Raw genomic sequence first — 13,470 nt, 5'->3', positions numbered from 1 at the left:
AGCCCATGTCCGTCAACGCCATACCCGAGGGCTACCACAGCCTGACCCCCTACCTGGTCGTCAGCGACGCCGCCGGTGCCATCGATTTTTACCAGCGCGCCTTCGGCGCCGAGCTGGTGATGCGCCTGGACATTCCCGGCACCCAGCAGGTCGCCCATGCCGAACTCAAGTTTGGCGACAGCCACCTGATGCTGAGTGAAGAGAACCCCGACTGGAACAGTATCAGTCCCGCCACCCTGGGGGGCACGCCCCTGTCGCTGATGTTCTATGTACCTAATGTGGATAGCGCTTTTGCCCGGGCCCTAGAAGCCGGTGCCAGCCAACTGATGCCTGTGCAAAACCAGTTTTACGGTGACCGCGCCGGTACCTTGAAAGACCCCTACGGCCATCAATGGACCCTGGGTACCCATGTGGAGGATGTGGGCTTACAGGAGCTGTCTGACCGTATGGCCGCCATGTTCAAATAAAAAAGGGCCCTTGGGCCCTTTTTTATGCAGTGGCCTTGAAGCGGGCCAGGGTTTGCAGCAGCAGCGCCAGCTTGCGGGCCAACGGCTCGAGGTCGGCGGCGAAGGCTTCGCTTGCCTCCAGGGCTACCAAGTCCTGGCCCAGCTCTTCCACATAGGGCTTGAATCGCACCGCCTCGACAGTAAAGCCACTGCCGGTTTTCAGTACCGACTCGAACTGGGCCAGGTTTTCGCTGGCCAGGGCGTCGAGGCGGGTGTCGGCGTCCAGGGCTTGCTGGTAGGCGGCTTTGAGGCTGTCGCGCAGGTGCGCCAGCACGGTTTGGCGTTGGGTGTCGTTCATAGGTTCAAATCCATCAGGGTCTTGCCGGGCTTGCCGGCTTCTTCCCGGGCCAGGCGTGGCACCAGGTAGCCGGACAGGCGGGCGTTGAGCTGGCGCATGATAACGCGGGCGCGCTCATCGTCCACCAGGAAGTGGGCGGCCCCTTGCACCTTGTCCAGCACATGCAGGTAATAGGGCAGGATACCGGCGGCAAAGAGCCGGTGTGACAGGGCAACCAGCACCTCGGCGTCGTCGTTGATGCCGGCCAGCAGCACGCTTTGGTTAAGCAGGGTGACATTGGCGGCGCGCAGGGCGGCGGTGGCCTTAGCCAGATCCTGCCCCACTTCTGCCGGGTGGTTGATGTGCAGCACCAGAGTCACCGGCAGGGCGCTTTGGGCCAGGGTGTCGAGGAAGGACTGGTCGATACGGCTGGGGATCACCACCGGCAGCCGGCTGTGGATACGCAGCAGTTTCAGATGCTTGATACCGTTGAGCCGCTCAATCAGCCAGGCCAGTTCCTCGTCCTTGGCCATCAGCGGATCGCCGCCGGAGAGGATCACCTCTTCGATTTCGGGGCGATTGGCAATGTAGTCCAGGGCCGCCTGCCAGCTGGCCTTGCTGCCGGGGTTGTCGGCATAGGGGAAATGGCGGCGAAAGCAATAACGGCAGTTGACGGCGCAGCCACCTTTGAGGATAAAGAGCACCCGGCTCCGGTATTTATGCAGCAAACCGGGCACGGCCGCGTCCTGCTCGTCCAGGGGATCGGTGGAAAACCCGGGGCTTTCGACAAATTCGGCAGCGTCGGTCAGCACCTGGCGCAGCAGCGGATCGTTACCGTTGCCTTTTTCCATCAGGGCCACGAATGGCCGGGGTACGCGCAGGGCAAAAAGGCGGCGCGCAGCAAAGCCCGGCGCCAATGGCTCGGCGTCCAGATCCAGCATCCTTGCCAGGGTCAAAGGGTCGGAAATGGCGGCTTTGAGCTCATCACGCCAGCAAAGCTCCCACATTGGGGCTTTTGCGGTTATTATTTGCGGCATTATGTTCGCGACAACAGATTGTACAAGAGGCAAAAATGGCGTCCTATAGTACCAACGAATTCAAGGCCGGTCTCAAAATCATGCAGGACGGTGAGCCCTGCAACATCATCGAGAACGAGCTGGTCAAACCCGGTAAAGGCCAGGCCTTTAACCGCGTGCGCATCAAGAAGTTGATTTCCGGCAAGACTCTGGAAAAAACCTTCAAGTCCGGCGAGACCGTTGAAGGCGCCGACGTCATGGACATGGAACTGGCCTACCTCTACAACGACGGCGAGTTCTACCACTTCATGAACAACGAGACCTTCGAGCAGCTGGCCGCTGACGCCAAAGCCGTAGGCGACAACGCCAAGTGGCTGGTGGAGCAGAACGTCTGCACCCTGACCCTGTGGAACGGTGCCCCCATCGCCGTGACCCCGCCCAACTTCGTTGAGCTGGCAATCACCGAGACCGATCCGGGCCTCAAAGGTGACACCGCCGGTACCGGTGGCAAGCCCGCTACCCTGACCACCGGCGCCGTGGTCAAGGTTCCGCTGTTCGTACAGATCGGCGAAGTGGTCAAGGTCGATACCCGCTCCGGCGAATACGTTTCCCGCGTCAAGTAATTGACCGAAAAGAAAAAGCCGGCTTATGCCGGCTTTTTTTATGCTTAGGCGGCGGCCCTGCTTTTATGGGCCAAGGCCACCAACGCTTTTCGTACCGCCATGGGGTCCATGGCTGGCGGGTCAAAGGCCAACAGCCTGGCCCGTTCTTCGCCGCTGAGGCGCAGCAGGCAGCCTTCAGGGTGTATGGCCAGCAGCTCGCCGCCTCCTTCCTTGCCAAAGAAGTAGCGGCCCATATTGCTGATGGCATCCTGGTGGTCCTGGTGCATGTGCCGGATCATCCCCGCTTCTCCTTCCTGGTCCCAGGCGCCGGTGGCAGCCTGCCATTCGGCCACTTCCAACCAGAAAATCTTGCCAAAGCCGCCGATAAAGCGGATGCGTTTGGGCACCAAGCGCCACACCGCAAAGTCGTGGGCCTGGCGATAGCCTAAGGCTTCTGGGAATTGGCTGGCGTAGCGAGCAAAGGCGGCTTGGTCTTCACCTTCGGCCAATTTGCTGGCATCTCCCAGTACCGTCACCCGGCCCTGGGTATTCTGGTCGGTCTCCAAGCTCTGCTCGAAGACGGTGACTGAACATTTGGGGTCCATGGCCAGATTGCGGCTGTGTTGGGCGATGTCCGAAATAAAGAGCAGCAGGCTGCCGTCAATGTCCAGGCAGAAGGGGGTGACAGAGCCAAAGGGATAGCCAGGCAGGGCCTTGGAATGGGTGGCCAGCACTCCGGATTGGATCTTGAGCAGAAGCTGCCGGGCTTGATGTACAGCGCTGTTACGCATGTTAAGGAACTCCAAGTTGAGCCTGCCAGAAGGCGTATGGGGGCGTGCCCAGACGGTGGCAGTGCATGGGATGATTATAAAGGCGACTGGCCAGGGAAGGGCTGAGTTCGTTGGGGGCCAGGTCGGCCAGCAGGAGGCCCCCCTTGAGCAGTAATAGCCGGCTGGCGTATTGGCACGCCAGGTTAAGGTCGTGCACCACCCAGATCACCAATGCGCCCCTGGCCACCAGGGCGCTGACCTGGGCCAGCAGCTGATGTTGGGCGGCCAGGTCCAAGGCGGCGGTGGGTTCGTCCAGCAGCAGCAAGGGCCTGGTCACAGCTTGCAGCTGGCACAACACCCTGGCCAGGTGCAGCCTGGCCCGCTGGCCACCGGACAGGGCGGTTAAAGGGCGATTGGCCAGGTCCAGTGCCTGGCAGGCTTCAAGGCTCAAATTGCAGGCGGCTTGGGTGGCCGCAGCCGTTTCATGGAATGGGGCTCTGCCCAGGGCAACCAGTTCGGCCCCGGTCATGGCGGCGGGGTTGGCCGGATGCTGCCCAAGGAAGGCGCGCCGCCTGGCCAGTTCGGCTAGGGACCAGGAGGCCAGAGGTTTACCGTCAAAGCGCACGGCCTGCTGCTGGCCGTCGGCCAGTTGCTGCAGCAGGGTGGACTTGCCGGCGCCGTTCTCCCCCAGCAGTGCGATCAACTCACCGGGGCCCGCCTGGAAGTGGATGCCTTCGAGCAGGCTGGCGCCGTTTTTCAAACGGTAGCCTAGGTTGTTGACCTCAAGCATGCTGCCTCCTTAGCAGGGCCAAGAACAAAGGGGTCCCCATCAGGGCCGTGACTATGCCCACCGGCAGCTCCTGGGGGGCCACGCTGGTGCGGGCCAACCAGTCTGACAGCATCATCAGCAGGGCACCTCCTACCAGGCTGGCCGGCAACAGTTGTCGAAAGTCACCCCCCAGTAGCAGCCGGCAAAGATGAGGCACCACCAGGCCGACGAAGCCGATCACGCCGGTAAAGGCGGTGGCGATAGCCACCAGTAACGAGACCAGCAGCAACAGCCTTTGTTGCATCTTTCCGACCTCAACCCCCAGGCTTTGAGCGTCCCGTTCACCCAGCAGCCAGAGTGTCAACGCCAGGCGCCAGGGCCAAAGCAGGGCCAGGGCCAACACCATCAGCGGGGCGGCAATGGCCAATTGGGCCCAGTTGGCGCCAGCCACACTGCCCAAGGTCCAATAGGTCATCAGTTTGAGGCTGGACTCATCGGCCACATGGCTGAGCAGGCCCATCATGGCCCCGGCCAAGGCGTTGATACCGACTCCGGCCAGGATCAGGTGGGTAATGGACAACCTTGCCTGGCGGTAGGCAAAACGGATCACCATATAGCCGGTGACCAGGGCGCCGACGAAGGCAGCCAAGGGTAGGCGCCACAGGGGGGGCAGGCCCCAGTCCAGTTGGAAGGCGATAGTGGCCAAGGCGGCCAGGGCAGCCCCGGACGACAGCCCCAGTAGGCCGGGATCGGCCAAGGGGTTGCGACATAGCCCCTGCAAAACGGCGCCACTGGCGGCCAGGGCGGCACCGACCAGGGCGGCCAGCAGCAACCTGGGCAGGCGGATCTGTTCAAGGGCCAGCAACGCCGGACTCTGGGTGCCTTCGATAAGGCTGCCGACGTATTGCCAGGGCAGCCAAGGGTCGGATCCGGCCGGTCCTGTGGCCAGGCTTATCCAGGCCAGCAGCAGGGCCGCCAACAGCCAGGGCCAGCGACGGCGTTTAAGGAAGAGCATGGCGTATGGCTTTCACTGCTTCGACGACGGCAGGACCCTGGGACATCACCAGGTCTGCCGGCAGGGCCCTGACATGGCAGCGCGGGCCCAGAATATCCAAAGGCGGTGACTGGCAAAGGGCCTGGGGATCGGAGCTGAGGTGTTCCGGTACCAGTATCAGGTCTACCCCGGCCAGCAGCATTTCCCGGGAGAACGCCTTATAACCGTTCTGGCTGGCAGCCAGGTTGTCAATGCCTGCCAGGGTCATCAGGGTGTCGGGCCAGGTTTGGGCTCCGGCGGCGGTCAGGCCCCGCTCACCGGCCCCCAGCAGGAACAGTGCCTTGGGTTTGCCCGCCAGGGGAGGCAGGGCGGCAAGGCCGGCCTGGATTTGGGTCACCAGAGCCTCTGCCCTGTCCGGTTTGTCCAACCATTGCCCCAGGGTCTGGATATGGTTGAAGAGGCCTTCAAGGCCTGGCTCGGCTGGCAGTTGGCGTACCCTGATACCGCTGTCGGCCAGTTGCGCCAGCACCGATGCCGGGCCTGTGCCGGGGGCCGCCCAAATTTCAGTGGGGGCCAGGCTTAGCACTCCTTCCGCCCCCAACTGACGGAAGTAACCCAGCTTGGGGTGCTCGCCGGGGCTGGTGGAGTCGGTTCCGACTATATAGGTGTCGCCCCCCAGGGCCTGCACTATCTGGGTCACGCTGGCACCAGTGGTAACCAGTTTGGGTTGGGCCCAGGCCAGGGTTGGGAGTAACAGCAGTCCAAGCAGGCGTGTCACGGCAGTTCCTTAAATGGCAATTCAATAATGCGAATTATTATCATTTAATGATTGCCGCGTCCAGCTTGTGAGAGATTGCCTCGGCCAACTTGCGACATTGCCGATTTATCTTTTACTGGTACCTGATTAAAGTGTTGTCCTCCGGCACTGGACGCCGGCCCAACCTGCCAAGATAAGGATATCGATATGGACAATTACCTCGCAGTACTCAAGCAATACGCCAACTTCAACGGCCGTGCCCGCCGCCAGGAATACTGGATGTTCTTCCTGTTCAACATGATTGTGGCTTTCGTGCTGGGCTTTGTTTTCGGTCTTATCGGCCTGCCCTTTTTGGGCATGATCTACTGTGTGGCGGTGCTGGTGCCCTCTATCGCCGTGGCGACCCGCCGCCTGCACGACACCGGCCGCAGCGGCTGGTGGCAGCTGATCTCCCTGGTGCCCCTGGTTGGCGTCTTCATCCTGATTTACTTCCTGGTGCAGGACAGCCAGGAAGGCAGCAATGCCTACGGCCCCAACCCCAAGGGCATTGACGCAGCGCCGGCTGCCGCCTAAGAAAAAGCCCCCGAATGGGGGCTTTTTTGTTAGAAGGCGTAGCGTACCCCCAAGGTCAGGTTGCGTCCCGGCAGGGGCGCCTTGTCCTTGAGGAAGGAGGTGTGGGGGCGGGCCTCCCGGTCGGTGAGGTTGTTGCCCTTGAGGTAAAAGAACAGATCGCCATTGCCGCTGTAGTAGCGGTAGCTGAGGCTGGCATCCACCAGGGTGTAGCCGTCGCTGGCACTCTCAAACTCCGCCACCTTGTCCTGTTTGCCGTAGCGCACGGCGCCAAGGTCGGCATGCCAGTCCTGCCAGTCTAGGTTCACCGTCAGCCCCAGGCGCAGCGGCGAGATACGCGGCAGGTTGCCGCCGTCCTTGAGCTTGCCACGGGTGTAGTCGCTGAAGGCGTCGATGGACCACAGCTCACCCATGGGCACCTTGACCTGGGCTTCAAAGCCGTAGAGGCGGGCATTGCCCTGACTGTACTGGTAAATGGGCAGGCCTTCGCCGTGGTGATGGTGTTCACCTTCCTCTTCATGGGCTTCCTCTTCTTCGTCTTCGCCAACCACCACCCCGGTGTTGCGCTGGTAGAAGTAGTTATCCACCTCGTTGTAGAAGAGGTTCAGTGACCAGGACCAGTCCCCTTCGAACTTGCGCAGGGTCAGGTCCAGGTTGTTGGCCTTTTCCTGCTCCAGGCTGCCGTCGCTGGGGTGGCCGTGGTCACCGTGCAGATGGTAGAGGGCGCCCACTTCGAAGGTGCCGGTGGCCAGGTGCGGGCCATAGCTGTAGAGCTCTTCGGCGGTGGCGCTGCGCTCGGCATGGGTCAGGGCCAGGCCCAGGTTGTAGCCGGGGCTAAATTCCCAGACGCTGCCGGCAGAGAGGCTGAGGTTGGTGTCCCGTTGTTTGGCCGGAGTGAAGACTTGGTCGCCGTCATGGCCTTCCAGCACCAGGGTGCCAGCCTTTATCTGGTAGCGCTCGACCCTGGCACCCAGTTCCAGGTTGAGGTTGCCAAACTGGCGCTCTTCCACCACGAAGGCGGCCAGGGAGTCGGTCTTGGAACTGGGGGTAATGGCTTCTTCGCCGCTGGCGGCAAAGTCCCTGTGGTTAAGGTGTAGGCCTATGACTCCCTGCCATTCCCCCAAGGGATCATGGTAGAGGCTAAGGCGCCCTTCGGACTCCTTGTTGGTAAAGGTGGTGGCGGCCAGGCCCTCTTCCAGCTCCCGGTGCTGGTAGTCGGTGTAGGCGGCGGCAAAGCTCAGGCGGTTAAAGCCCGGCAGGGGGTTGCCCAGGCCAGCCAGCAACTGGTAGTTGGTCTTTTCCAGATCGATACGCACCCCTTCATCGCCGTGCTCTTCGTGCTCGGCTTCTGCTTCCTCTTCATGCTCGTGCTCGTGGCCGACGATGCCGTAGTTGGACTCCAGGCGGTTTACCGACACCCCGATAAAGCCCCTATCGCCGGTATAGGCAATACCGGCGGTGCCTTCATCCTGGCGGATATCGGAGTTAGCCAGGGTGCCGTGGGGCTGGGGCTTGTCCTGGTCCTTTTCGCCGTAACCGGGAATGTCCACGTCATGGGTGCGGCGACGGGTGCCGTCCAGGTGCAGGGCAAGGCGGCCGTTACCGCCGTTGAGGCTGGCGGCCAGGGTGCGCTCGTCGGCGCCGGTGCCGTAGCGGCCGTCCACTTCGCCGCTCAGGCCCTCTATGGGGTGCTGGGCGATGCGGTTGTCCACCACGTTGACCACGCCGCCAATGGCGCCGTTGCCGTACAGCAGGGTGCCGGGGCCACGGAGTATCTCGATTTGCTGAGCGGTGCTGGCCTCGGCAGTGACGCTGTGGTCGGCCGAGATGGTGGAGGCGTCAGACACCGACAGGCCATTTTGCAACACCTTGACCCTGGCGCCGTCCATGCCCCGGATCACCGGGCGACTGGCCACGGGGCCAAAGTAGGAGGACTGAACACCGGGCTCCTTGGCCAGAGTGTCACCCAGGGTGGGGGCGGTGGCCAGGCGCAGCTTGTCGTCGCTCAGCACTGACACCGGGGTGGCGCTTTCCAGCACCGAGCGGCCAAGGGCGGTGCCGGTTACCGTGATGTTCTCGATATTGGAGGGGCGCAGTACCAGATCCTGGACCAGCAGGCCAGTGGCGATGTCCAGATCCAGCTCCTGATGCACATAGGCGGGAGCGCCCACATGCAGGTGCAGATGCTGGTTGTCGGCTACCGCCAGCCGGTAGCGGCCCTGGGCGTCGCTTTGGGTGCGCAGCTGGGCGCCGGTCACTTCGATGGTGACACCGGCCACAGGGGCGCCGGTCAGGTCAGTTATTTGGCCTGACACTTCGGCGGCCCAGGCAGGGGTGATGGCACCAGCAGCGGCCAGTGCCAGGGTAAGGGGAGCAAGTCTCATGCTACCGATCCTCTAAAACGGCAAAAAAGAAAAAGGCGTTTTTGACAATCAGCAGGACAGGGGAGGGCCTCTGGCCCTTTGCACCAGGCTGTGCACCGCCAGGAGGCGGGGAGCATAGGGCTGGGGCTGGGGTAACCAGAGCTTGATCTGTGCTACCTGGGGCGGCGTCGAAGCCAGGGCCTTGGCCAGGTGCTGGTGATGGTGGCAGAGGCTACAGCGGTGCTGTTCACCGAGCTGCTCCGCGTCGTCCACATGGGCAAGGGCCCATGACTGGGCCAGCACCAGCCACGCGGCCAGTACCCACCAAAGCAGTCTGTGACGAAGGGGTTTGTGCAGCACCATCAAGGACCCGGAATGATAACGGGGCTTACCTTACGCAGTCGGTCCCTGGGGGTAAAGAAGAATATGTTATAACGCAACAAATGTGGGATGAACGAAGCCGGCCACTGGGGCCGGCTTGAGGGGTTAGAAGCTGTAGCGCAGCCCCAAGGTCAGGTTGCGCCCCGGCAGGGGGGCCACGTCCTTGAGGAAGGAGGTGTGGGGCCTGGCTTCCTTGTCGGTGAGGTTGTTGCCCTTTAAGAACAGGTACAGATCCCCGCCCTGGGTGTAGAGGCGGTAGCTGACCGAGGCGTCCACCAGGGTGTAGCCGCCGGTGCTGGTTTCGTTCTCGGCCACCTTGTCCTGCTTGCTGTAACCGACGGCGCCGATGTCGGCATGCCAGTCCTGCCAGTCGTAGTTGAGGGTGGTCCCCAGGCGCAGCGGCGAGATGCGCGGCAGGTTGCCGCCGTCGTCGAGCTTGCCACGGGTGTAGTCGCTAAAGGCGTCCAGGGACCAGTTGTCACCCATGGGCACGTTGACCTGGGCCTCGAAGCCATAGAGGGTGGCGTCCCCCTGGCTGTACTGGTAGACCGGCATGTCCCCTTCCTCACCGTCACCCACCAGATCGGCGGCGGTCAGGCCGGTATTACGCTCGTAAAAGTAGTGGTCCACCTTGTTGTAGAAGAGGCTGACCGAGCCAGACCAGTCCCCCTGGAACTTGCGCAGGCTCAGATCCAGGTTGTTGGCCACTTCCTTGTCCGGGTCCTGGCTGATGGGGCTGACCTGGCCGCTTTGGGCCAGATACAGGGAGCCCAGCTCAAAGCTGCGGGTAGCGTCGTGGGGGCCGTAGCTGTAGAGCTCCTCGGCGGTGGCGCTGCGCTCGGCCCGGGTCAGGGCCAGGCTCAGGTTATAGCCGGGGCTGAAATCCCAGACGGTACCGGCGGACAGGCTGAGGTTGTTGTCACTAAGATCCTTGGGCTGGTAGGCCAGGTCGCCGGCCAGGCTTTCCAGCACCATGGCGTCGGCCTTGAGGCGGTAATGCTCCAGGCGGCCACCCAGTTCCAGGCGCCAGTCACCCAGGGTGCGTTCCTGCACCAGGAACAGGGCGTTGGCGTCGGTGCGGGTGTCCGGGGTCAGGGCTTCTTCCCCCTGGATGCTGAAATCCCGGTGATTGAGGTGCAGGCCCATGACCCCCTGCCATTCCCCCCAGGGGTTATTGCTCAGGGTCAGGCGCCCTTCGGACTCCTTGTTGGTAAAGAGGGTGCCGGCCACGCCGTCTTCCTCTTCGGCATGCTGGTAATGGGTGTAGCCGCCGTCAAAACGCAGCTTGGAGAAACCGGCGAAGGGGTCGTTCAGGCCGCCGTGCAGCTGCCAGGCGGTTTTTTGCATGTCGATGGTGATGGCCGGCTCTTCACTGTCGCCGTCACCGGGGATGCCGTAGTTGCTCTCGGTGCGGCTGCCGGAGACGGCAATAAAGCCGTCATCGCCGGTGTAGCCGGCGCCGGCGGCAAAGTCGTCCAAAGACAGCTGGCTGTTGTCCAGCTTGCCTGACGGGTTGGGCTGGCCTACTACCGCATGGCCGGGAATGTCCTCGCTATGGGCGCGGCGGCGGGTGCCGTCCAGATGCCAGTTATAGCGGCCGTCGCCACCGTTGAGGTTGGCAACGGCGGTGCGCTCGTCGTTACCGGTGCCATAGCGCCCTTCCAGTTCCCCGCTCAGGCCGTCCACCGGCTGGTCGCTGTAGCGCTGGTCCACCACGTTCACCACGCCGCCAATGGCGCCGTTACCGTACAGCAGAGTGCCGGGGCCGCGCAGGATCTCCACCTGGCGGGCGGTACTGGCTTCGCTGGTCACCGCATGGTCGGCAGAAACGGTGGAGGCGTCCCCCACCGACAGGCCGTTTTCCAGCACCTTGACCCGGGGGCCGTCCATGCCGCGAATGATGGGGCGGCTGGCGGCAGGGCCGAAATGGCTGGCCTGGACACCGGGTTGGCGCTCCAGGGTGTCCCCGAGGGAGGGGGCGGTGGCTTTACGCAATTCGTCTTCGGCCAGCACCGTCACCGGGGTGCTGCTTTCCAGGGCGGTGCGGCCAAGGGCGGTGCCGGTTACTACGATGTTTTCGACATTGACCGGGGCCAGGGCAAAGTCCTGGACCTGGCTGCCGGTGGCAACGCTGATATCGGCCTCGCCGTGGGCAAAGTCGTTGGCGCCGGCGTGCAGGTGCAGGTGGCTGTTGTCCGCCACTGTCAGGCGGTAATGGCCGTTATCGTCGGTGCGGGTACTGGCTTTGGCGCCATCGACGCTTACTTGGGCGCCGCTGATGGGCTTGCCGGCCAGGTCGGTAACGGTGCCGGTCAGTTCGGCGGCCATCAGGGGGGTCACCAGGCCGGCCGCAGCCAGACCCAGGTAAAGGGGTGCAAATTTCATGGTGCTTATCCTTGGAACAGCAAAACAAAAAAGGATTGTTAAGTTCTAGCAAGGATCAGGCAGGAGGGCCCCGGGCCATGAAGGGGCTTTGGGGGGCCAGGTTGGGGCGCTGGTAATGGCCGCCCTGGTCGGGGTGCGCCACCATGGGCGCGGCCACCACCAGGGGCTGGGGCGTTGGCCCCATGTCGTGGTGTTCGACAAAGTTGCAGAGCAGGCAGTTTTCCTGCTCTTGCACCAGGCTGTGCTTGCTGGCGTGCACCAAAGCCAGGCACTGGGCGGCCGTCAGCCAGAAGGCCAACAGTATCCAGAGCCAGGTTTTCTTTTGGGGGCGCAGCAGGGTCATTTGTGATGTTACAGCCTAGCAATGTCGGTCACCTTACCGGGCCAGCCTGGCGCCGTCCAGTGACAAAATATTACGTAATGTGACTGTGCAGCCATTGGCGGCTGCGGGCCGGGTAATTGGTAAAGACGCCGTCAATGCCCATCAATGCCAGGCGGTGCAGGTCTTCGGGCTCGTCGGCGGTGTAGGCATAGACCTTGAGCCCTAGGGCCTGGGCTTCGAACACCAGGGCCTTGTCCACAAAGGCGCAGTCCAGGTGCAGGGAACTGACCTTGAGGGGCCCGAGCATGCAGGGCAAGTCCAGGGGGATGTGGCTTATCAGCAGGCCTATGGGCCAGTGGGGTTTCATGGCCTGGAAGGCGGCCAACTGGCGGTGGTGAAAAGAGGAGATCAGCAGATCCTCGGGCTGCCAGCCCAGTTCGGCCACGGCCCTGTCCAGCATGGGTACCAGCACCGGCAGCAGATCATGGCCCTTGAGTTCGAGGTTGAGCTGGCAGCGCCCGGCGCACATCTCCAGCACCTGCCAGAGATCGGGAATGGGCTGGCCGTCGCCGGCGTCCACCTGGGCCAGACTCTGGGCGCTCTGGTTGGCCAGTAGGCCCTGGCCGCTGGTGGTGTGGTGTAGCCAGCGGTCATGGAGCACCAGGATGCGGTCTGCAAAGCGCTGCAGGTCCAGCTCTATGGCCTCGGCCCCTTGGGCCAGGGCTAGTTCGAAGGCGGCCAGGGTGTTCTCCGGCGCCTCGCCCGAGGCGCCACGATGGGCAAAAATCTTCATGATTCAGGCTCTTGGTGCGGCGCCCGGCGCCGGTTGCAACAGGTTGACGTCCAACTTGGGCCAGGCCAGCTTGATGCCTTGGGCCTGGAGGCGGCGGTGGATGTCGCTATAGAGGGCATGGCAGGTGCGCAGGCGGTTGTCGGTGTCCCCCACGAAGGCCCGCAGCTCGAAATCCAGGGAAGAAGGCCCTATGCCCAGCAGGTAGGCCGACGGCTCCGGCAGGTCCAGTACCATATGGCAATGGCCGGCGGCTTCCAGCATCAGCTTTTGCACCAGATCGGTATCGGCGCCGTGGTTGACGCTGATGCGGATGATAAGGCGGGTCACCGGATCCGACAGGGACCAGTTCACCAGCTGCTCGGTGATAAAGGCCTTGTTGGGGACGATGATCTCCTTGTGATCCCAATCCACTATGGTGGTGGCCCTGGTATTGATGCGGGTCACGGTGCCGGACAGGTCGCGGATGGTGACGGTGTCGCCAATACGGATGGGCTTTTCAAAGAGGATGATCAGGCCAGATACGAAGTTGGCGAAGATCTCCTGCAGGCCAAAACCCAGGCCTACGGTCAGGGCCGCCACCAGCCACTGGGCCTTGGACCATTCAATGCCCAGCAGGCCAAAGGTGGTCACCACCCCCACCACTATCACCAGGTAGCGAGACACTGTGGTGATGGCAAAGCCGGTGCCGGGGGTCAGGCGCATCCGTTGCAGCAGGGCCAGTTCCAAGAGGCCCGGCAGGTTGCGGCTGCCGATCACCGTCAGGGTGATGGCCAGCAGCGCCCAAATCAGCGCCATCAGGGTTACCGGCACGTCTTGCTCTTCCCCATCTATGGTGGTGGTGACATGCCAAAGGTTGACGTGCTCGAAGTAGCTCAGGGAGTCGTACATAGATGACCAGAGCGCCAAAAGGCTTATCACCGCCACCAGCTTGAACAGGGTACGCATCAGGGCGATGGACTGGCTGG

The 13,470-nt window shown here is 62.8% G+C and carries 15 protein-coding genes; 3 read left to right on the top strand and 12 right to left on the bottom strand.

The window, feature by feature from the left end; translation table 11 throughout:
• The first annotated feature begins 5 nt into the window (after positions 1–5).
• Positions 6–467, top strand: a complete 462-nt coding sequence (locus tag B3C1_RS14360; RefSeq protein ID WP_008485702.1) for a VOC family protein — start codon at positions 6–8, stop codon at positions 465–467.
• A 22-nt stretch (positions 468–489) separates the two neighbouring features.
• On the opposite strand, the gene B3C1_RS14355 is transcribed toward B3C1_RS14360, so the two are convergent.
• Both B3C1_RS14355 and epmB read right to left on the bottom strand, forming a co-directional pair.
• On the bottom strand, positions 490–804 hold the full coding sequence (locus tag B3C1_RS14355; protein WP_008485700.1) for a hypothetical protein: 315 nt from the start codon (positions 802–804) through the stop codon (positions 490–492).
• Positions 801–1,820: an EF-P beta-lysylation protein EpmB gene (gene epmB, locus B3C1_RS14350; RefSeq protein WP_035482304.1), complete on the bottom strand. Its 1,020-nt coding sequence runs from the start codon at positions 1,818–1,820 to the stop codon at positions 801–803. Before epmB ends, B3C1_RS14355 begins: the two co-directional genes overlap by 4 nt.
• Positions 1,821–1,855: 35 nt before the next feature.
• On the opposite strand from epmB, the gene efp reads away from it, so the two are divergent.
• A complete protein-coding gene (efp, locus tag B3C1_RS14345; protein ID WP_008485698.1) occupies positions 1,856–2,422 on the top strand; it encodes an elongation factor P in 567 nt (188 codons plus the stop codon).
• A gap of 44 nt (positions 2,423–2,466) precedes the next feature.
• On the opposite strand, the gene B3C1_RS14340 is transcribed toward efp, so the two are convergent.
• Genes B3C1_RS14340 through B3C1_RS14325 form a run of 4 tightly spaced genes read right to left on the bottom strand, consistent with a single transcriptional unit; the run spans position 2,467 to position 5,712 of the window.
• Entirely contained in the window at positions 2,467–3,192 is a 726-nt protein-coding gene (locus tag B3C1_RS14340; RefSeq protein WP_008485697.1) for a HugZ family pyridoxamine 5'-phosphate oxidase, read from the bottom strand.
• 1 nt (position 3,193) lies between these two features.
• Positions 3,194–3,961 (bottom strand): ABC transporter ATP-binding protein, encoded by a 768-nt coding sequence (locus B3C1_RS14335; protein ID WP_008485696.1) that lies wholly within the window; start codon positions 3,959–3,961, stop codon positions 3,194–3,196.
• On the bottom strand, positions 3,954–4,955 hold the full coding sequence (locus B3C1_RS14330) for a FecCD family ABC transporter permease (protein ID WP_008485695.1): 1,002 nt from the start codon (positions 4,953–4,955) through the stop codon (positions 3,954–3,956). Before B3C1_RS14330 ends, B3C1_RS14335 begins: the two co-directional genes overlap by 8 nt.
• Positions 4,942–5,712 (bottom strand): heme/hemin ABC transporter substrate-binding protein, encoded by a 771-nt coding sequence (locus B3C1_RS14325; RefSeq protein WP_008485693.1) that lies wholly within the window; start codon positions 5,710–5,712, stop codon positions 4,942–4,944. Before B3C1_RS14325 ends, B3C1_RS14330 begins: the two co-directional genes overlap by 14 nt.
• Positions 5,713–5,898: 186 nt before the next feature.
• Between B3C1_RS14325 and B3C1_RS14320 the strand changes: the two genes are divergently transcribed.
• A complete protein-coding gene (locus tag B3C1_RS14320; RefSeq protein ID WP_008485691.1) occupies positions 5,899–6,264 on the top strand; it encodes a DUF805 domain-containing protein in 366 nt (121 codons plus the stop codon).
• A 29-nt stretch (positions 6,265–6,293) separates the two neighbouring features.
• Here B3C1_RS14320 and B3C1_RS14315 read toward each other — a convergent pair whose 3' ends face one another.
• From B3C1_RS14315 to B3C1_RS14290, 6 genes are all read right to left on the bottom strand, one after another.
• Positions 6,294–8,645, bottom strand: a complete 2,352-nt coding sequence (locus B3C1_RS14315; RefSeq protein WP_008485690.1) for a TonB-dependent receptor — start codon at positions 8,643–8,645, stop codon at positions 6,294–6,296.
• 48 nt (positions 8,646–8,693) lie between these two features.
• A complete protein-coding gene (locus B3C1_RS14310; protein WP_008485689.1) occupies positions 8,694–8,987 on the bottom strand; it encodes a hypothetical protein in 294 nt (97 codons plus the stop codon).
• A gap of 123 nt (positions 8,988–9,110) precedes the next feature.
• Positions 9,111–11,390: a TonB-dependent receptor gene (locus B3C1_RS14305; RefSeq protein ID WP_008485688.1), complete on the bottom strand. Its 2,280-nt coding sequence runs from the start codon at positions 11,388–11,390 to the stop codon at positions 9,111–9,113.
• A 55-nt stretch (positions 11,391–11,445) separates the two neighbouring features.
• Positions 11,446–11,733, bottom strand: a complete 288-nt coding sequence (locus tag B3C1_RS14300; protein ID WP_008485687.1) for a hypothetical protein — start codon at positions 11,731–11,733, stop codon at positions 11,446–11,448.
• A 70-nt stretch (positions 11,734–11,803) separates the two neighbouring features.
• Positions 11,804–12,505, bottom strand: a complete 702-nt coding sequence (locus tag B3C1_RS14295) for a glycerophosphodiester phosphodiesterase (RefSeq protein ID WP_008485686.1) — start codon at positions 12,503–12,505, stop codon at positions 11,804–11,806.
• Positions 12,506–12,508: 3 nt separating this feature from the next.
• A partial coding sequence (locus B3C1_RS14290) for a mechanosensitive ion channel domain-containing protein (protein ID WP_008485685.1) occupies positions 12,509–13,470 on the bottom strand: 962 nt, incomplete at its 5' end.

The organism is Gallaecimonas xiamenensis 3-C-1 (genome assembly GCF_000299915.1).
Lineage (GTDB): Bacteria > Pseudomonadota > Gammaproteobacteria > Enterobacterales > Gallaecimonadaceae > Gallaecimonas > Gallaecimonas xiamenensis.
The sequence above is the reverse complement of the archived record's forward strand: the minus strand, read 5'-3'. Positions and strand labels throughout refer to the sequence as shown.